This window comes from uncultured Xylophilus sp. (genome assembly GCA_913776965.1).
Classification (GTDB): domain Bacteria; phylum Pseudomonadota; class Gammaproteobacteria; order Burkholderiales; family Burkholderiaceae_C; genus Xylophilus.
The window spans coordinates 1-17,242 of the sequence record CAJYQL010000102.1; the positions used below are offsets into that span (position 1 = coordinate 1).

At 69.3% G+C, this 17,242-nt stretch carries 14 protein-coding genes and 2 tRNA genes; 8 read left to right on the top strand and 8 right to left on the bottom strand.

What is annotated here, in order from left to right; all coding sequences use genetic code 11:
- On the bottom strand, nt 1-1,371 hold a 1,371-nt coding region (gene argH / locus QZ500_RS14460; RefSeq protein WP_295856106.1), incomplete at its 3' end, for an argininosuccinate lyase.
- Nucleotides 1,372-1,424: 53 nt separating this feature from the next.
- Between argH and QZ500_RS14465 the strand changes: the two genes are divergently transcribed.
- The 3 genes from QZ500_RS14465 to QZ500_RS14475 all read left to right on the top strand — a co-directional run bounded on the left by QZ500_RS14465 (nt 1,425) and on the right by QZ500_RS14475 (nt 4,000).
- Nucleotides 1,425-2,486 carry a histidine kinase gene (locus QZ500_RS14465; protein WP_295856107.1) on the top strand — a complete coding sequence of 354 codons (1,062 nt, stop codon included), beginning with the start codon at nt 1,425-1,427 and terminating at the stop codon, nt 2,484-2,486.
- Between the two features lie 43 nt (nt 2,487-2,529).
- Nucleotides 2,530-3,288 (top strand): response regulator, encoded by a 759-nt coding sequence (locus QZ500_RS14470; RefSeq protein ID WP_295856108.1) that lies wholly within the window; start codon nt 2,530-2,532, stop codon nt 3,286-3,288.
- A gap of 97 nt (nt 3,289-3,385) precedes the next feature.
- A complete protein-coding gene (locus QZ500_RS14475) occupies nt 3,386-4,000 on the top strand; it encodes a hypothetical protein (protein ID WP_295856109.1) in 615 nt (204 codons plus the stop codon).
- A 9-nt stretch (nt 4,001-4,009) separates the two neighbouring features.
- Here QZ500_RS14475 and QZ500_RS14480 read toward each other — a convergent pair whose 3' ends face one another.
- The 3 genes from QZ500_RS14480 to polA all read right to left on the bottom strand — a co-directional run bounded on the left by QZ500_RS14480 (nt 4,010) and on the right by polA (nt 9,005).
- On the bottom strand, nt 4,010-4,945 hold the full coding sequence (locus QZ500_RS14480; RefSeq protein ID WP_295856110.1) for a ZIP family metal transporter: 936 nt from the start codon (nt 4,943-4,945) through the stop codon (nt 4,010-4,012).
- Between the two features lie 127 nt (nt 4,946-5,072).
- The gene (locus QZ500_RS14485; RefSeq protein ID WP_295856111.1) at nt 5,073-5,969 is read right to left on the bottom strand and encodes a dienelactone hydrolase family protein; all 897 of its coding nucleotides are present in this window, start codon (nt 5,967-5,969) and stop codon (nt 5,073-5,075) included.
- Nucleotides 5,970-6,143: 174 nt separating this feature from the next.
- Nucleotides 6,144-9,005: a DNA polymerase I gene (polA, locus tag QZ500_RS14490; RefSeq protein WP_295856112.1), complete on the bottom strand. Its 2,862-nt coding sequence runs from the start codon at nt 9,003-9,005 to the stop codon at nt 6,144-6,146.
- Nucleotides 9,006-9,075: 70 nt separating this feature from the next.
- Between polA and QZ500_RS14495 the strand changes: the two genes are divergently transcribed.
- The 4 genes from QZ500_RS14495 to QZ500_RS14510 are packed head-to-tail and all read left to right on the top strand — an operon-like array spanning nt 9,076 to nt 12,174.
- A complete protein-coding gene (locus tag QZ500_RS14495) occupies nt 9,076-9,438 on the top strand; it encodes a hypothetical protein (RefSeq protein WP_295856113.1) in 363 nt (120 codons plus the stop codon).
- Nucleotides 9,439-9,484: 46 nt separating this feature from the next.
- Nucleotides 9,485-10,486, top strand: a complete 1,002-nt coding sequence (locus tag QZ500_RS14500; RefSeq protein WP_295856114.1) for a homoserine kinase — start codon at nt 9,485-9,487, stop codon at nt 10,484-10,486.
- Between the two features lie 13 nt (nt 10,487-10,499).
- A complete protein-coding gene (locus QZ500_RS14505) occupies nt 10,500-11,339 on the top strand; it encodes a BPSS1780 family membrane protein (protein ID WP_295856115.1) in 840 nt (279 codons plus the stop codon).
- 31 nt (nt 11,340-11,370) lie between these two features.
- Entirely contained in the window at nt 11,371-12,174 is an 804-nt protein-coding gene (locus tag QZ500_RS14510; RefSeq protein ID WP_295856116.1) for an iron dicitrate transport regulator FecR, read from the top strand.
- A 36-nt stretch (nt 12,175-12,210) separates the two neighbouring features.
- Here QZ500_RS14510 and QZ500_RS14515 read toward each other — a convergent pair whose 3' ends face one another.
- Nucleotides 12,211-14,604 (bottom strand): UvrD-helicase domain-containing protein, encoded by a 2,394-nt coding sequence (locus tag QZ500_RS14515; protein ID WP_295856117.1) that lies wholly within the window; start codon nt 14,602-14,604, stop codon nt 12,211-12,213.
- Between the two features lie 238 nt (nt 14,605-14,842).
- Between QZ500_RS14515 and QZ500_RS14520 the strand changes: the two genes are divergently transcribed.
- Complete coding sequence (locus tag QZ500_RS14520; RefSeq protein WP_295856118.1) at nt 14,843-15,820, top strand: GMP reductase; 978 nt, start codon at nt 14,843-14,845, stop codon at nt 15,818-15,820.
- Between the two features lie 150 nt (nt 15,821-15,970).
- On the opposite strand, the gene QZ500_RS14525 is transcribed toward QZ500_RS14520, so the two are convergent.
- From QZ500_RS14525 to hrcA, 3 genes are all read right to left on the bottom strand, one after another.
- A tRNA-Arg gene (locus tag QZ500_RS14525) sits at nt 15,971-16,047 on the bottom strand.
- Between the two features lie 82 nt (nt 16,048-16,129).
- A tRNA-Ile gene (locus tag QZ500_RS14530) sits at nt 16,130-16,206 on the bottom strand.
- Between the two features lie 34 nt (nt 16,207-16,240).
- A complete protein-coding gene (hrcA, locus tag QZ500_RS14535) occupies nt 16,241-17,236 on the bottom strand; it encodes a heat-inducible transcriptional repressor HrcA (RefSeq protein ID WP_295856119.1) in 996 nt (331 codons plus the stop codon).
- Nucleotides 17,237-17,242 lie beyond the last annotated feature (6 nt).

A 17,242-nucleotide genomic window follows, 5' to 3' on the forward strand; every position in this document is an offset into this window, starting at 1 on the left:
GCCCAGCGTGTTGCGCGCCTCCAGCGAGCCGCGCAGCGACAGGGCGTCGTACACGTCCTTGTCGATCCCGGGATTGAATTCCTGCAGCACGGACAACGGCAACTCCGACAGATCGCAGTTGTGCGAAACCGCAGCCTTCACGGCATGCGCCACCGTTTCATGGGCATCGCGGAAGGGCAGTCCCTTCTTGACCAGATAATCGGCCAGGTCGGTGGCGGTGGCATAGCCGCGCAGCGCCGCCTTTTCCATCGCCTCGGGCTTGACGGTGATGCCGCCGACCATCTCCGCGAAGATGCGCAGCGTGTCGCGCAGGGTGTCCACCGTGTCGAACAGCGGCTCCTTGTCTTCCTGGTTGTCCTTGTTGTAGGCGAGCGGCTGGCCCTTCATCAGCGTGATCAGCGCCATCAGGTGGCCGACGACGCGGCCGGTCTTGCCCCGGGCGAGTTCCGGCACGTCCGGGTTCTTCTTCTGCGGCATGATCGACGAGCCGGTGCAGAAACGGTCGGCGATGTCGATGAAGCCGAAGCTCTGGCTCATCCACAGGATGAGTTCTTCCGACAGCCGGCTGATGTGCACCATGCAGAGCGAGGCGGCGGCGGTGAACTCGATCGCGAAGTCGCGGTCGCTCACGGCGTCCAGGCTGTTCTGGCACACGCCTTCCATGCCGAGCGTCTTCGCGACCCGCTCGCGGTCCAGCGGATAACTGGTGCCGGCCAGCGCCGCGGCGCCCAGCGGCAGGCGGTTCACCCGGCGGCGGGCATCATGCAGCCGCTCCGCGTCGCGCGAGAACATTTCCACGTAGGCCAGCATGTGGTGGCCGAACGACACCGGCTGGGCTACCTGCAGATGGGTGAAGCCCGGCAGGATCACGTCGGCGTTGCGCTCGGCGATCTCCAGCAGCGCCTTCTGCAGGTCGACCAGCAGCAGCGCCAAGCCGTCGATCTCACCGCGCAGCCAGAGCCGCACGTCGGTCGCGACCTGGTCGTTGCGGCTGCGGCCGGTGTGCAGCCGCTTGCCGGCATCGCCCACCAGCTGGGTCAGGCGCGCCTCGATGTTCAGGTGCACGTCTTCCAGGTCGAGCTTCCATTCGAAGGCGCCCGACGCGATTTCGCTGGCCACCTGCGCCATACCGCGCTGGATCGCGGCATGGTCCTCCGCGGCGATCACACCCTGGGCGGCGAGCATTTCCGCATGCGCGAGGCTCCCCTCGATATCGGCCTGCCAGAGCCGCTTGTCGAAGAACACGCTGGAGGTGTAGCGCTTGACCAGGTCGCTCATCGGCTCGGAGAACAGCGCGGACCACGCTTCCGCCTTGCGGTCGAGCTGGTTGACGGAGGCGGCGGCAGGGGAATGGGGAGGGACGGACGGCATGGGAACGGCAATAATCCGGTTTGCAAACAACCGGTTACATCCGGTGCCTGCCAATGAAAGAGCCGGAGATTTTATCGGTCCCTCCCCTGGACGACGCCGACGCCGATGCGCTGGCGCCGCTGCGGCCGCGCGGCCCGTTCGATGCGTGCCGCGGCGGCGTGGCCCTGCGCATCGTGCTGTTCGTCCAGGGCGTGGGCGGCATCGCCGCGATGTTCCCGGCCGACGGCATCGGGGCCTGGCTGGTGCGTTGGGCCTTCTACGGCGGCGCCATGCTGCCGCCGACGCTCGCCTGGCTGCTGCTGATCTGCAGCCTGGGGCCGCTGATGAAGCGCAGCAGCCTGGCGATGCACTACCTCGTCGGCGGCGCGCTCGGGGCGGCGGCCGGGATGGCCGCCTGCGCCACCCTGGTCGCCGCCGCCTCGCTGCCGCTGGAGCGGGTGCCGTGGTTCGGCGCGACCGCTGCCGGCATCCTGCTGGCGATCGTCGCGGTGGCCGGCATGACCCTGCGGGCCCGCGGCCACAACCCGGCCGAAAGCGCGGCGCGGCTGGCCGAACTGCAGGCGCGCATCCGGCCGCACTTCCTGTTCAACACGCTCAACAGCGCGATCGCGCTGGTACGCGAGGAACCGGTGCGGGCGGAACTGCTGCTGGAGGACTTGGCCGAACTGTTCCGCCGCGCCCTGATGGACCCGGCCGCGACGGTGACCCTTGCCGAGGAATGCGACCTCGCCCGCCGCTACCTGCGGATGGAGCAGATCCGCTTCGGCGACCGGATGCAGGTCGAATGGGCGCTCGACCCGGCCGCGGCCGGTGCGCTGCTGCCGCCTCTGCTGCTGCAGCCGCTCGTCGAAAATGCGGTGATCTACGGCGTCGAGTCGCATGCCGGCCAGGCGCGGTTACGGGTCGAATCCGAGCGGCGCGGCCAGTCTGTCATCGTGCGCATCACGAATACCGTGCCGCCGCCCGCGCCGATGGGTCCGCCCTGCCGCGCAGGCCACGGCATCGCGCTGGCCAACGTCCGCGACCGCCTGTTCCTGATGCACGACCTGCAGTCCTCCTTCCGCGCCGAGCGCAAGGGCGATCTGTTTCACGTGCGACTCCGTATGCCCGCCTGACCGTGATTCCTGCCGTACCCGACCGTCGCCGCCCGTTGCCGCCATGCCCCTGGATATCCTGATCGTCGACGACGAAGCGCTCGCCCGCCGCCGGCTGCGCACCCTGCTGAGCGACTGCGGCCCCCTCGCGCCGCAGCGCCTCGACGAGGCCGACAGCGCCACCCAGGCGCTGGAACTGCTGCGCAGCCAGCGCTACGACCTGGCGCTGCTCGACATCCAGATGCCCGGCAGCGACGGCCTGACGCTGGCCAGCGTGCTGCGCTCCCTCGCCATGCCGCCGGCGGTGGTCTTCGTGACCGCCCACGCCTCGCACGCGCTGGAAGCGTTCGAGGTCGATGCGGTGGACTACCTGACCAAACCGGTGCCGCGCGAGCGGCTGCTGCAGGCGCTGCAGAAGGTCGAGCGGCTGGTGCAGGCCCGCGCCGAAGCGCAGGCGAAGGCGCAGCTCCCCGGCGAGGAGACGGCCGACACGCTGGTGATCCAGGTCCGCGGCCGGGTGGAACGGGTGCCGATCGGCGACATCCTGTTCATCAAGGCCGAACTCAAGTACCTGACCGTCCGCACCGCCGAGCGCAGCTACATCTTCGACGGGTCGCTGCAGGAGCTGGAAGAACGGCATGCGCCGCTATTCCTACGTGTGCACCGCAATGCGCTGGTGGCGCGCCACGCGATCCGCAGCCTGGAGCGCAACTACGACGCGATCGAGGGCGAGAGCTGGGCAGTGCGGCTGCACGGCGTGCCGGAACTGGTCGGCGTATCGCGCCGCCAGGTGGTCGCGGTGCGCGACAACCTGGTGCGCTGAAACGCACGGACGACAGCCGACGCCCTGGGTGCTTGCGGACCGGGCTACGGCTTCCGACAATCGCCGGTTGCCCGCAGCCCTACTGGAACACCCCGCCATGCCCGCCACCGCCCGTCCTACCCTCCCGACCCTTGTGCGCACCGCCGCCGGGATGGCGTTGCTTTGCCTGATCGCCCCAGCCCACGCCCAGCGCGGCGTGATGCTCGACGGCGGCGCGATGGTGGTGGATCCGGCGGCGATGCTCGGCGGCATGGGAGGTATGGGCATGGGCGGCCCGTCGATGAGCGTGGCGCGCATGACCGACAACGAATTGGCCTGCGAGCAGATCTATGCCGAAGCCGGCGTCCTGGAAAAAACCGTCGCCGCAGCACCTCCGCCGCCGGACTTCATGCGGATGGCGATGGAATCGCAGTCCGGCTCGATGGCGGTCAGCCAGGTCGGCTCGGTCGCCAGTTCGCTGCTGTCGCTGGTGCCGGGCGTCGGCGCGGTCGCGGGCACGCTGGTGTCGTCGGCCACCAGTCTCGCGGCCACGCCGTCGATGTCCGGCATGGCCGACGCGATGCAGCAGTACCAGCAGTCGGCGATGGCCACGGCCTATGCGCAGGGCCGGCATGCCCACCTGACGCAGCTCTTCCTCACCAACAACTGCAAGGTGTCGGCCCTCGACCGCGCGGCAGTCGACCGCGCCACCGCCGCCCTGCAGCCGCGCTGACCGGCCGCCTCAGCGCGGCACGGCGGACGCCCCGCCGGACGGGGCTGCTCCGGGTGCAGCGCCGTGGTCATGGCCTGCGTGGCCGTGGTCATGGCCCGCATGGTCGTGATCGTGGTCGGGCCCTCCGTGCGCGAGCCAGCCTGCAGCCGTCACCAGCACGATGCCAACCAGCAGCCACGCGATTTGCGCGGCCGTTTCGCGGGCGCCCAGGCGTTTCTGCAGCTGCGGGATCAGGTCGGCGAGCGCGACGTAGACGAAGCTGCTCGACGCCGCCACCAGGAAGTACGGCAGCAGGTCGTGCAGCTGGCCCACCAGCAGGTAGCCGGTCAGCCCGCCGAGCGCGGTGACCGAGCCGGCGAGCGAGACCTTCACCAGCGCCATGCGCCGGCCGCCGCCACCCACCTGCCGCAGCACCACTAGGTCGCCGATATGGTGCGGCACCTCGTGCGCCAGCACCGCCAGCGCCGCAACGAAGCCGAGCCGCAGGTCGGCCGCGAAGGCCGAGGCGATCAGGATGCCGTCGCCGAAGCAGTGGACACTGTCGCCGGTCAGGATCGCCCAGCCGCCACCCCGGGGGCTGTGGGAGTGGGCGTGTGCATGGTCATGGTCATGGTGGCTATGCCCGTGGACGTGCGCGGGTTCGGCGACGCCGTGGTGGTGCTCGTGTCCGTGGTGCCAGAGTTCGGCCTTGTCGAGCAGGAAGAAGAACACCACGCCGACCAAGAGCGTTGCGAACAGCGCCTGCGGTGATGTGCCGGCCTCGAACGCCTCCGGCAGCAGGTGCATGAAGGCGGTCGCCAGCAGCGCGCCGGCGGCCAAGCTCAGCAGGTGCTGCGGCCCGATGCCGCCCCGGCCGTTCACGCCGATGCGCAGCAGCAGCGCGGCGATCCAGACGCTGCCAACGCCTGCAACCAGCGTCGCTCCCACGATTGCTACCAATTCCATAGCTACTCCCGCCCTTCCCACTTGCGCCAACACGCTGTTTCTTCACGATCCGACCGGCCACGAAAAAGGCCGCCCTGCACCGAGGCAGGACGGCCCGTGGACGAGGCGCCGGCGGCGCGGACGCGGGTCAGGCCACGCCGTGCTGCTTCAGCCAAGCCACTGCGCGCTTCCAGCCGTCTTCCGCGGCCGACGCCACATAGCTCGGCCGGTAGTCGGCATGGAAGGCATGGCCCGCCTCCGGGTATACGACGAACTCCGACGCCTTGGCCGCCGCGCTGCCGGTCGCCAGTACTGATTTCATCTTATCAATAGTGTCAAGGGGGATGCCGGTGTCCTTGCCGCCGTACAGGCCCAGCACTGGCGCCTGCAAGCTGGCGGCGATGTCGACCGGATGCTTCGGCGTCAAGTCGGTCGCGTTGCCGACCAGCCGGCCGTACCAGGCCACGCCGGCCTTGACCTTGCCGGTCGCGGCGTACAGCCAGGTGATGCGGCCGCCCCAGCAGAAGCCGGTGATGCCGGCCCGCGACACGTCGCCGCCCTGCGTCGCCGCCCAGGCCAGCGCGGCGTCCAGGTCGCGCATCACCTGTGCGTCCGGCACTTTCGAGACGATCTCCGACTGCAGCCGCGCCATCTCGGGCACCTGCTTCGGATCGCCCTGCCGCGCGAACAGCTCGGGCGCGATGGCGAAATAGCCGAGCTTGGCGAAGCGCCGGCAGGTGTCCTGGATGTATTCGTGCACGCCGAAGATTTCCTGCACCACCAGCAGCACCGGCAGCCCGGTCTTGCCCTCAGGCTTCGCCCAGTAGCCCGGCACCTTGAAGCCGCCGACGTCGTAGCCGAGCATGCCGGTCGACAGGCCGTCGGCCGGCGTGCGGATCGCCGTCTGCGCGGCGATCGGCAGCGTCGAGGCGGCGTAGCCCGCGCCCAGCGCGACCTTCAGCGCGGTGCGGCGGCTGGCGCCGCGTTCGGTCGACTGGCCGGGCAGCAGGGAATCGAGGTCGGATCGCAAGTCGTCGCGCAGCATTCGGTGTCTCCGAAAGAGAAGAAGGGACAGGCAGTGTAGAAACCCACCGTCACCACCGCGTTACACACTGCATTTCCAGTGGACGCCGTGGATCCGGCTCTGCCGGTCCACCGGCGGCGCCCCGGCGGGGGGGGCAGGCGGAGCGCGACGCGCGCAGCCTGGGGGCGTGCTCAGCTAATGCGCCTTTTCCCAGTTCGGCCCGAAGCCGATTTCCGCCAGCAGCGGCACCTTCAGGTCGGCCACGCCGGCCATGATCCGCGGCACCTCGGCGCGCACCCAGTCGGCCTCGGCCTCGGGCACCTCGAACACCAGTTCGTCGTGCACCTGCAGCACCATCTTGGTGGCGCGGCCCTCGGCATCCAGCACCCGCTGCACCTCGACCATGCTCTTCTTGATCAGGTCGGCCGCGGTGCCCTGCATCGGCGCATTGATCGCGGCGCGCTCGGCGCCGCCGCGGCGCGGGCCGTTCGGAGAGTTGATCTCCGGCAGGTAGAGGCGCCGCCCGAACACCGTCTCCACGTAGCCGCGCTCCTTTGCGCCGGCGCGGGTCTCGTCCATGTAGGTCTTCACGCCCGAGAAGCGCTGGAAGTACCGGTCGATGTACGCGGCCGCCGCCTTGGTCTCAATCCCCAGCGCTTTCGACAAACCGAAGCTGCTCATGCCGTAGATCAGCCCGAAGTTGATCGTCTTGGCGTAGCGGCGCTGTTCGCTGGAGACCTGCTCCAGCGCCACGCCGAAGATCTCGGCCGCGGTCGCGCGGTGCACGTCGATGCCTTCGGTGAACGCATGCAGCAGCGCCGCGTCGCCCGACAGGTGGGCCATGATGCGCAGCTCGATCTGGCTGTAGTCGGCGCTCGCGATCAGGCTGCCGGGCGGCGCGACGAAGGCCTCGCGCACCCGGCGGCCTTCGGCGGTGCGCACCGGGATGTTCTGCAGGTTGGGGTCGTTGCTGGACAACCGCCCGGTCACCGCCACCGCCTGCGCGTAGTGGGTGTGGACCCGGCCGGTGCGCGGCAGCGCGAGCTGCGCCAGCTTGTCGGTGTAGGTGCCCTTCAGCTTCGACAGGCCGCGGTGCTGCAGGATCTTGGCCGGCAGCGGATAGTCCTCGGCGAGCTTTTCCAGCACCTCCTCGTCGGTGCTGGGCGCGCCGCTCGGGGTCTTCTTGACGATCGGCAGGCCGAGCTTGGTGAAGAAGATCTCGCCGATCTGCTTGGGGCTGCCCAGGTTGAAAGGCTGGCCGGCCAGTTCGTGCGCCTCCTGCTCCAGCTGCAGGATGCGCTGGCCCAGGTCGTGGCTTTGCGCGGCCAGCTGCTCGGCGTCGATCCGCACGCCGTTGCGCTCGATGCGGTAGAGCACTTCGCTGCTGGCGATCTCCAGGTCGTAGATGCCGCGCAGCGCGGCGTCCTGCTCCAGCCGCGGCCAGAGGGTGCGGTGCACGTCGAGCGTCTGGTCCGAATCCTCGGCCGAGTATTCCGCGGCCTTGGCGATGTCGACCTGGCTGAACGGGATCTGGCTCGCGCCCTTGCCGCACAGGTCCTCGTAGCTGATGCCGCTGCGGCCCAGGTGCCGCTCGGCCAGGCTGCCCAGGCCGTGCGGCTTGTGCACTTCGAGCACATAGCTCTGCAGCATCGTGTCGTGGGCGTAGCCCTGCACCTCGATCCCGTGGTTGGCGAAGACGTGGCGGTCGTACTTCACATGCTGGCCGAGCTTGGCGCGTGCCGGGTCCTCCAGCCAGGGCTTGAGCTTTGCGAGCACCTCGTCGCGCGGCAGCTGGGCCGGCGCGTCGGGGTAGTCGTGGGCCAGCGGCACGTAGGCGGCCTCGCCGGGCTCGACGCTCCAGCTCAGTCCGACGATCTCGGCGCGCATCTCGTCGAGCGAGGTGGTCTCGGTGTCGATCGCGACCAGGTCGGCTGCCTGCAGGCGGGCGAACCAGCGGTCGAAAGTCTTCCAGTCCAGGACCGTGTCGTAGCGCAGGTTGCTGACCTTCTCGGCCGCCGCCTCGGCCGGCTCGTCGAACAGGCCGGGGTCGGGCGGGCGGCCGGGCTTCTTCGACTTCTGGATCAGCTCGGGCGCGGCTTCCTGTTCGTCCAGCGCCCGCGCCATGTTCCGGAAGCCGAACTTCTCGTAAAAAGCCTTCAGAGCGCCCGTCTGCTGGGCGCCCATAGCTATGGAATCCATAGCAGGCAGTCCGGCGACGTGGCCGGCCAAATCGCAGTCGGTGCGGATCGTCACCAGCGCGCGGCCCTGGGGCAGCCAGTCGCGGGCGTTGCGCAGGTTCTCGCCGGCCACGCCCTTGATCTCGTCGGCGCGGGCCATCAGCGCATCGAGCGAGCCGTATTCCAGCAGCCACTTGGCGGCGGTCTTCGGACCGACCTTGGGCACGCCCGGCACGTTGTCGACCGCATCGCCGACCAGCGTCTGGTAGTCCACCATCAGCGACGGCGGTACGCCGAACTCGGCGGTCACGCCGGCCACGTCGCGCTTCTTGCCGTTCATCGTGTCGATGATGGTGATGTGCTCGTCCACCAGCTGGCTCAGGTCCTTGTCGCCGCTGGAGACGATCACCTCGATGCCCTGGCGCGAGGCGGCGACCGCCAGCGTGCCGATCACGTCGTCGGCCTCGACGTCGGGCACGCACAGCACCGGCCAGCCGAGCAGCCGCACCACCTCGTGGATCGGCTCGATCTGGCTGCGCAGGTCGTCGGGCATCGGCGCGCGCTGGGCCTTGTACTGCGGGTACAGCGCGTTGCGGAAGGTGGGGCCGGAGGCGTCGAACACGCAGGCGGCGTATTTGGCGCGCACTTCGCGGCGCAGCGCATGCAGCATGTTGACCATGCCGCGGATCGCACCGGTCGCCGGGCTGGTCGGATCGCCCGGCACCGCCCGCAGGTCGGGCATGGCGTGGAAGGCGCGGTAGAGGTAGCTGGAGCCGTCGATCAGCAGCAGCGTGTTGTGGCCCGCTTCGGGGACGGAGGCGGCGACCGCCGCGGCGGCGGCGATCGGGTCGGCCGCGGGGCCGGTGGAGGGGTCGCTCATGGCGCGATTGTGCCTGCCGCCCCCCGGGACGATGTACCGTTCCGTGCGGGGTAGCGCCTACAATCCCGGGATGCCCGCCGCCCCTGCCCTCCGCCCTGCCGACCCCCGTTTTGCGCGCCTCGCGGCGCTGTCGGCGCTGCTCGCCGCGACCGGCGCGTTCGCCCAGGCGCCGGTACCGCTGGACGCCGATCCCGCCACCGGCCAGAAGCCGCGGGTCGAGCAGCGGGTCGAGCGCATCCGGGTGGAAGACGGCGGCAGCCGCATCGACGAGGTGCGCTACGGCGGCCAGACGCAGAGCATCACCGTCCAGCCCAAGGCCAACGTGCCGCGGTACCAGATCACCCCGACCGACGGCACCCGCCGCAGCCCTGGCGGCCGCGACGGCGCCGAAACCAACCACGGCCAGCGCGTCTGGAACGTGCTCGGTTTCTGACCTTCCTCCGTTTTCTCTGCAGGGCCCGGCCCTTCCCTTCCACGCCATGGCCGTATTCACCGAAGTCCCCGCGGACGAGGCCCGCAAGCTCCTGCGCCAGCTGCGCCTGGGCGAACTGACCGACCTGCGCGGCATCGCCGGCGGGATCGAGAACACCAACTATTTCGTCACCGTCCGCCCGGACGATGCGCCCGACGACGGCGCGACGGTCGACTACGTGCTGACCCTGTTCGAGCGGCTCACCGCCGAGCAGCTGCCGTTCTACCTGTACCTGATGCAGCATCTGGCCGCCCGCGGCATCCCGGTGCCCGACCCGGCGCCCGACCGCGCCGGCAACGTGCTGCACCGCCTCTGCGGCAAGCCGGCGGCGGTCGTCAACCGGCTCGCCGGCCGCAGCCAGCTGGCGCCCGAGGCCGCCCACTGCGCGGCGCTTGGCGACATGCTGGCCCGCATGCACTTGGCCGGCCGCGACTTCGCCCGCCACCAGCCGAACCTGCGCGGCCTCGCCTGGTGGAACGAGACGGCGCCGGTCGTACTGCCGCACCTCGATCCCGACCAGGCCGAACTGCTGCGCGCCGAACTCGCCTACCAGAACCACGTCGCCGCCCTGCCCGCCTACGCCGCCCTGCCGCGCGGCCCGGTGCATGCCGACCTGTTCCGCGACAACGCGATGTTCGACGGCACGACGCTGACCGGCTTCTTCGACTTCTACTTCGCCGGCGTCGACAGCTTCCTGTTCGACATCGGCGTCTGCCTGAACGACTGGTGCATCGACCATCCGACCGGCGCGCTGCTGCCCGACCGGGCCGACGCGCTGCTCGCGGCCTACGCGGCGGTGCGTCCGCTGGAGGCGGCCGAGCGCACGCTGCTGCCGGCGATGCTGCGGGCGGCGGCGCTGCGTTTCTGGATCTCCCGACTCTGGGACTTCCACCTCCCGCGCGAAGCCGCGCTGCTGACGCCGCACGACCCCACCCATTTCGAGCGGGTGCTGCGCCGGCGCGTCGCCTCCGCCGCAGCGCCGGCCGCTGCCGTCGCCCTTCCCGCCTGAGGCCCGACCCGCCATGCGCCTGCACATCGTCCCCGCGTCCACCGGCCTGCAGTGGGCCCGCAGCGGGGTGCGCACCTTCTTCCGCCAGCCGGTCGCGATGGCGACCAACTTCTTCCTGTTCCTGCTCGGACTCACGATCGCGGCGATGGTGCCGGTGATCGGCTTCGTGCTGACCATGGTGCTGCTGCCGGCAGCCACGCTCGGGATGATGTCGGCCACCCGCGAGGCGGTGCACGGCCGACCGGCACGCCCGGCGAACCTGGTCGCGGCCTTCCGGGCTGGCGCGGAATACACCCGGCCGATGCTGCTGCTGGGCGCCCTCTACGCCGGCGGTTTCCTGGTGGCGCTGGGCATCTCCTCGCTGTTCGACGGCGGCCAGTTCGCCCGCGCCTACCTGTTCGAGGGCCGGCTGGACCGCGAGACGCTCGGCGCCCCCGGCGTGCAGGCGGCGATGTGGGCGATGGTGCTGCTCTACCTGCCGCTGTCGATGCTGTTCTGGCATGCGCCGGCGCTGGTCTTCTGGTACCGGATCACGCCGGCCAAGAGCCTGTTCTTCAGCATCGTCGCCTGCCTGCGCAACGTCGGCGCCTTCACGCTTTACGGCATCGCCTGGGTCGGCATCTTCATCCTCGGTGGACTGGCGGTCGGCCTGTTCACCACGCTGCTGCTGCTGACCGGCGTACTCGGCGGCGCCGATTCGCCGCTGGCCGCCGGCGTCGCGGCCGGCCTGATGACCGGCTCGGCGATCGTGCTGGCCGCGATGTTCTTCACGTCGCTCTACTTCACCTTCATCGACTGCTTCGTCGCGCCGCCGCCCAGCGCCGAAACCACCACGGTCGGCAGCGACGACTGAGTCGCCCGATCCGCCCCACCGGAGCCCGCCCATGACCGCCTGCGTTCACTCTTCCCGCGCAGACGGTGCGGGTACTTCGGCCGACAGCCTGCCGCGCCGCGAACTGCTGCTGCTCGGCGCCGCGGTCGCGCTGGGTGCGCCGGCGACGGATGCGCTGGCGCAGGTGCGCGGCAACATCGTCGCGCTGTCGGGCGAGGTGCTGCGCAACGGCGCGCGGCTCGGCCCGGGCGACACCATCGTCACCGGCGACCGGCTGCAGACCGCGCCCGGCGCCGACTTGGTGTTCGTGCTCGGCGGCGATGCGTTCCGGCTGCGCGAAAGCTCGGTTCTCACGGTCGAGCGCGGCAGCACGCTGAACGCGGTCGGCCTGCTGCGGCTGACGACCGGCGCGCTGGCGGCCGTCTGGGGCCGCGGCGAGCGCCGCTCGCTGGTCACGCCGACGGTCACCGCCGGCATCCGCGGCACCGGCATCTATGCCGAGGTCGACCGGGTGCCCGAGGGCCCGCGCACCTATTTCTGCACCTGCTTCGGCACGGTGGACCTCGACGCCGGTGGCGACCGGCTGACCAGCCGCGCCGACTACCACCAGGGTTTCTGGGCCCGCAGCCTGCCCGCGCCCGGCACCACCGGCCAGCGGCTGATGCCGACCGTCCCGCTGAACCACACCGACGACGAGATGGAGATGCTCGCCCGCCTCGTCGGCCAGCGCACCCCCTGGGAGACCGCCGGCCGCCGCGGCGACCGCGACGGGATGGGCACGCTGGACCCGGCGCCGGCCGGCATGGTGCATCCGGCCAGCCGGCCGCGCCGCGGCGCCGGCAGCGGCGGCGAATAGGCGCCGCACCGCGTCCGCGGGCTGCGCTGCCGCGGGCTACACCACCGTCAGCTTCGCCACCGACAGCGCCAGCCACTTCACGCCGTGGCGCGGGAAATTGACCTGCGCCCGGGCATCGTCGCCGTTGCCCTCGACGGCCAGCACCGTGCCTTCGCCGAACTTGGCATGGAACACCTGCAGCCCGGCGCGGATGCCGTGCGACGGCGCGGCCTTCTGGACCGGCACCGGCGGACTCGCAAAGGTGGTCGGTTGAGACGAAAATCCACCCCTAGCGCCCGCCCAGCCTGCACGGGATGCTCCTGAATCAGGAGCAAACCCGCCGAAGCCCTGCTGCTTGGGCGTGATCCACTTCAGCGCCTCTTCCGGCAGCTCGTCATAGAAGCGGCTGCGCACGTGGTAGCGCGTCTGGCCGTGCAGCAGCCGGGTCTGGGAATGGCTGAGGTAGAGGCGCTTGCGGGCCCGGGTGATCGCCACGTACATCAGCCGGCGCTCCTCCTCCAGGCCCTCGTAGTCGTTCATCGAGTTCTCGTGGGGAAACAGGCCCTCCTCCATGCCGCCGATGAAGACGCAGTCGAATTCCAGCCCTTTCGACGCATGCACCGTCATCAGCTGCACCGCGTCCTGGCCGGCCTGGGCCTGGTTGTCGCCGGCCTCCAGCGCCGCATGGGTGAGGAAGGCGGCCAGCGGCGACAGCGTCTCGCCGGTCGTGGCGTCGGGCGCGAGCGGCTCGTCCAGCACCGGCAGTGACGGGTCGAGCCCCTGGCTGGCCGGCGACTGCTGCAGCTCGTCCATCGGCAGCGCCACCGCATCGCGGCCGAAGCCTTCCTGCGTGACGAAGCTCTCGGCGGCGTTGACGAGCTCGCCCAGGTTTTCCAGCCGGTCGGCGCCTTCGCGGTCGGCCTTGTAGTGCTCGACCAAGCCACTGTGGTCCAAAACCAGCTCGATGATCTCCCGCAGGGTGATGCCCTGGGTCTGCTCGCGCAGCACGTCGATCTTCGCAACGAAGGCGCCCAGGTTGGCGCCGGCCTTGCCGCCGAGCGTGCCGACCGCATCGTGCAGCGATGTGCCCTTGGCGCGCGCGCTGTCCTGCAGCTGCTCCAGCGTACGGGCGCCGATGCCGCGCGGCGGGAAGTTCACCACCCGCAGGAATGAGGTGTCGTCCTGCGGGTTCTCCAGCAGCCGCAGGTAGGCCAGCGCATGCTTGATCTCGGCCCGCTCGAAGAAGCGCAGGCCGCCGTACACCCGGTAAGGCACCGCGGCGTTGAACAACGCCGTCTCGATCACCCGGCTCTGCGCGTTGCTGCGATAGAGCACCGCGGTTTCCTTGCGCTCGAAGCCTTCGCGGAACAGCAGCCGCATCTCCTCGACCATCCACTGCGCCTCGGCGAAGTCGCTGGTCGATTCGTGCACCCGCACCGGCTCGCCGGGGCCCTGGTCGGTGCGCAGGTTCTTGCCGAGCCGCTTCTTGTTGTGGCTGATCAGGTGGTTGGCCGAATCGAGGATGTTGCTGAAGCTGCGGTAGTTCTGCTCCAGCTTGATCTGGTAGCGCACCTCGAACTCGCGCACGAAGTCGGCCATGTTGCCGACGTTGGCGCCGCGGAAGGCATAGATGCTCTGGTCGTCGTCGCCGACCGCGAGCACGCTGCTCTCCGGCCCGGCAAGCTGCTTCAGCCAGGCGTACTGCAGCCGGTTGGTGTCCTGGAATTCGTCCACCAGGATGTGCCGGAAGCGCCGCTGGTAATGCTCCTTGATCGGGGGGTTGTCGCGCAGCAGTTCGTAGCTGCGCAGCATCAGCTCGCCGAAATCGACCACGCCCTCGCGCTGGCATTGCGCCTCGTACAACTTGTAGAGCTCGATCTTCTTGCGTGTCTCGTCGTCGCGCGCCTCCATGTCGCCGGGTCGCAGGCCATCCTCCTTGGCGCCGGAGATGAAGTACATCGTCTGTTTGGCGGGAAACCGCTCGTCGTCGACGTTGTGCTGCTTCATCAGCCGCTTGATCGCCGACAGCTGGTCCTGCGTGTCGAGGATCTGGAAGGTGGATGGCAGCCCGGCTGACTTGTGATGCGCCCGCAGCAGCCGGTTGCACAGGCCGTGGAAGGTGCCGATCCACATGCCCCGCACATTGACCGGCAACATCGCCGACAGGCGCACGCCCATCTCCTTGGCGGCCTTGTTGGTGAAGGTGACGGCCAGGATGCCGCCCGGCGACACGTACCCGTTCTGCAGCAGCCAGGCGATGCGGGTGGTCAGCACCCGGGTCTTGCCGGAGCCGGCGCCGGCGAGGATCAGCGCATGGCCCTGCGGCAGCGTGACGGCCGCGAGCTGTTCGGGATTGAGGTTGGCGAGGAGGGGCGAGGCAGCGGCGGCCGTATCGGCCGAGGTCGCGGCGGCCGACGCAAAAAGGCCGGCCTGCGGATCGTGTGGAGACATGCGGCATTGTAGGAAGCGCACCCTGTGGCGGTGTCCGTGCCCGTATAAGGTGTATACGGCCGCACGACATACGCGCTCTGCCGCGATGCCTAGAATCAAGCACCGGGCCCAAGTTTCTTGCGCCCGGTTTTCTTTTGGGCGCCTCCTGCGGCGCCCCGAGTCAGCCGGACCAGGCCAAGCGCCCCACGCCGCCGCGAAATCCCTCGCGCGGCGATCCTTTTCCCAAGGAGCTTGGAACATGGAAATCTTCGACTACGACAACGTCCTGCTGCTGCCGCGCAAGTGCCGCGTGGAAAGCCGGTCCGAATGCGACGCCAGCATCGCGCTCGGCGACCGCACCTTCCGCCTGCCGGTGGTGCCGGCCAACATGAAGACGGTGGTCGACGAACGCATCTGCCGCTGGATGGCCGAGAACGGCTACTTCTACGTGATGCACCGCTTCGACCTGGACAACGTGCAGTTCGTGCGCGACATGCACGCGGCCGGTTGTTATGCGTCGATCTCGCTGGGCGTGAAGGCGCCCGACTACGCGACGGTCGACACGCTGGTCGCCGAGGGCCTGGTGCCCGAGTACATCACCATCGACATCGCGCACGGCCATGCCGACAGCGTGAAGAACATGATCGGCTACCTGAAGGAGAAGCTGCCGCAGTCCTTCGTGATCGCCGGCAACGTGGCCACGCCCGAGGCGGTGATCGACCTGGAGAACTGGGGCGCCGACGCCACCAAGGTGGGCGTGGGCCCGGGCAAGGTGTGCATCACCAAGCTCAAGACCGGCTTCGGCACCGGCGGCTGGCAGCTGTCGGCGCTCAAGTGGTGCGCCCGCGTGGCCACCAAGCCGATCATTGCCGACGGCGGTATCCGCAGCCACGGCGACATCGCCAAGAGCATCCGCTTCGGCGCCACCATGGTCATGATCGGCTCCCTGTTCGCCGGCCACGAGGAGTCGCCCGGCCAGACCGTGGAAGTGGACGGCGAGCAGTACAAGGAGTACTACGGCTCGGCCAGCGACTTCAACAAGGGCGAGTACAAGCATGTCGAGGGCAAGCGCATCTTGGAACCGATCAAGGGCCGGCTCGCCGACACCCTGGTCGAGATGGAGCAGGACGTGCAGAGCTCGATCAGCTATGCCGGCGGGAAGAAGCTGCTGGACATCCGCAAGGTGAACTACGTGATCCTGGGCGGGGACAACGCGGGCGAGCATCTGTTGATGTAAGCGCGCAGGAGCGCCTGCCGGTGCGGTCGGCGCTTATCCCTGCAGGCGCCCACCAGCCGTACGCCCGGGCCGCCAGCTTCGCAGGGATCACGACCAACCTGCAGAACAAATGAAAAAGCCCCGAGACCTAATGATCTCGGGGCTTCCATATGGTGCGGCTGGCAGGAATCGAACCCACGACCCCTTGGTTCGTAGCCAAGTACTCTATCCAGCTGAGCTACAGCCGCTAAGCCTCGTATTCTAGCACCAGTTTCTGGCACCTTCCGCCGAAGCGCAAAACTTTTTGAATTTTCTTTCGGAGGCCTACGGTGGTAGGCCGTACAGGACTTGAACCTGTGACCAAGGGATTATGAGTCCCCTGCTCTAACCAACTGAGCTAACGGCCCGCCGAACCCGCGATTGTCGCATGGCCTCCGGCCCTCACCGCTGATGGCTGAGCGCGTTGCTGACGAGCTTCGAGGTGATGTCGACGATCTGGATCATCCGGTCGTACGGCATGCGCGTCGGCCCGATCACGCCGAGGGTGCCGACCACCTGGCCATCCACTTCGTACGGTGCGCTGACGACGGACAGCTCCTCGACCGGCACCACGTGGCTCTCGCCACCGATGTAGATCCGTACGCCGGCAGCCTGGCTCGACACATCCAGCAGCTGCATCAGCTGGGTCTTCTGCTCGAACAGGTCGAAGGCGCGGCGCAGCTGTCCCATGTCGCTGGAGAAATCCGCCACCGCGAGCAGGTTGCGTTCGCCCGAGATGACCACCTCGTCGCCCGCGGTTTCGGCCGACGCGCTGACCGCGGCCCGCATCAGTTCCGCGATTTCGCCCTGCAGCGCTTCGACTTCCGACTTTAGCCGCTCGCGCACCTGCTCGATGGCGAGGCCCGCATAGTGGGCATTGAGGAAATTGGCTGCCTCGATCAGCCGCCCCTGCGGCAGATCGGTCTCGGTGAAGATCACCCGGTTCTGCACGTCGCCATCGGGCGAGACGATGATCACCAGGATGCGCCGCTCCGACAGCCGCAGGAATTCGATGTGGCGGAAGACCGACGTGCGGCGCGGCGCCATGACCACACCGACGAACTGCGAGAGATTCGACAGCATCTGCGCCGCGTGCGCGATCACCTTCTGCGGCTGGTCCGGTGCGATGCGCTGTTCGGCAAAGACGGGCCGCTGGGCGGTCAGCATCGTGTCGACGAACAGGCGGTAGCCACGGGCCGTGGGAATGCGGCCGGCCGACGTGTGCGGGCTCGCGATCAGGCCGAGTTCCTCGAGGTCGGCCATCACGTTGCGAACGGTCGCCGGCGAGAGTTCGATGCCGGCGGCGCGCGACAGCGTGCGCGAGCCGACCGGCTGGCCGTCGGCGATATAGCGCTCTACCAGCGCCTTCATCAACAACTTGGCACGATCGTCGAGCATGTCACG

Coding starts and splice junctions, on each gene's coding strand:
- QZ500_RS14475 (WP_295856109.1), top strand. CDS start 3,386: ATGCCCGCCACCGCCCGTCCTACCCTCCCGACCCTTGTGCGCACCGCC.
- QZ500_RS14470 (WP_295856108.1), top strand. CDS start 2,530: ATGCCCCTGGATATCCTGATCGTCGACGACGAAGCGCTCGCCCGCCGC.
- QZ500_RS14510 (WP_295856116.1), top strand. CDS start 11,371: ATGACCGCCTGCGTTCACTCTTCCCGCGCAGACGGTGCGGGTACTTCG.
- QZ500_RS14485 (WP_295856111.1), bottom strand. CDS start 5,969: ATGCTGCGCGACGACTTGCGATCCGACCTCGATTCCCTGCTGCCCGGC.
- QZ500_RS14480 (WP_295856110.1), bottom strand. CDS start 4,945: ATGGAATTGGTAGCAATCGTGGGAGCGACGCTGGTTGCAGGCGTTGGC.
- QZ500_RS14515 (WP_295856117.1), bottom strand. CDS start 14,604: ATGTCTCCACACGATCCGCAGGCCGGCCTTTTTGCGTCGGCCGCCGCG.
- QZ500_RS14495 (WP_295856113.1), top strand. CDS start 9,076: ATGCCCGCCGCCCCTGCCCTCCGCCCTGCCGACCCCCGTTTTGCGCGC.
- QZ500_RS14500 (WP_295856114.1), top strand. CDS start 9,485: ATGGCCGTATTCACCGAAGTCCCCGCGGACGAGGCCCGCAAGCTCCTG.
- hrcA (WP_295856119.1), bottom strand. CDS start 17,236: ATGCTCGACGATCGTGCCAAGTTGTTGATGAAGGCGCTGGTAGAGCGC.
- QZ500_RS14465 (WP_295856107.1), top strand. CDS start 1,425: ATGAAAGAGCCGGAGATTTTATCGGTCCCTCCCCTGGACGACGCCGAC.
- QZ500_RS14505 (WP_295856115.1), top strand. CDS start 10,500: ATGCGCCTGCACATCGTCCCCGCGTCCACCGGCCTGCAGTGGGCCCGC.
- polA (WP_295856112.1), bottom strand. CDS start 9,005: ATGAGCGACCCCTCCACCGGCCCCGCGGCCGACCCGATCGCCGCCGCC.
- QZ500_RS14520 (WP_295856118.1), top strand. CDS start 14,843: ATGGAAATCTTCGACTACGACAACGTCCTGCTGCTGCCGCGCAAGTGC.